This is a genomic window from Psychrobacter sp. 1U2 (genome assembly GCF_051847575.1).
Genome location: NZ_JBPYDC010000781.1, coordinates 1 through 839 on the forward strand (window position 1 = coordinate 1; position 839 = coordinate 839).

Sequence of the window (839 nt, forward strand, 5' to 3'; positions counted from 1 at the left end):
TGATTACCCCACTTACGGGCGCGACGACGTTGGCATTCTCAAGGTTTAGGCGCTGATTGCTTAAGCGCGCTTTTGAGGCTTGCAAGGATGCTCTAGCACGAATCTCAGAAGTACGGTAACGGTCCGCCTCTTGTTTACTGATAGCATCGATATCAAGTAGCGGTAGCACACGTGCCGCATCTGCACTCGCATTGGCAAGCGTGGCTTCGGCTTCGGCCACGTCTGCTTCTGCTTGCAAGACCTGCTGCTCCATCGCGTCGGTATCGAATATTGCCAAAACTTGACCAGCTTTAACGCGCGCACCTTCTTCAACCAATACACGCTCAATCGCCACCCCATTGACCTTGGCACTGACATTGGCAATATCCTTGGCACTAATCGTACCGTCAGCTGTTAGCGTGTTGCCGACACTATCTTGACTCGGCTGTACGGTTTCGATCGTTAAAACGGCTTGATCGCTATCGGTATCAATGGACACCTTATCATTTTGTGTCCCAGAGACAACGGTCGACTCATCCGTAGTCGAGTCATTGTCACCCCAATATTTGCCTAACAGCACACCAATGACCAGCACTGCTACCAGCACAGGCAATAGCCACACAGGAAGCTTTTTTGAGGGTTTATGCTTTGCCGTATCAGGGTTGCGATAAGGCGGCAACTCAGACTCAGGTGTAGAATTAGACACTTGCTTATCATTAGGGTCTTGAAGGTCACTCATAGTTGGTCTCTATAAATAAGCACATTGGTAAAAAAGAGGATAAACGTTAATTTTTAGCGGGGTGGTATAGACAGTTTATATTATTGAACGCTTTTTGCATTGTAGTCTATCGTACTAACAG

General features: G+C 47.9%; 1 protein-coding gene. It reads right to left on the reverse strand.

The window, feature by feature from the left end; genetic code table 11:
• Positions 1-718: efflux RND transporter periplasmic adaptor subunit (locus ACS8FD_RS18710; protein ID WP_439276955.1), on the reverse strand; the 718-nt coding region annotated here is incomplete at its 3' end.
• Positions 719-839: the final 121 nt, after the last annotated feature.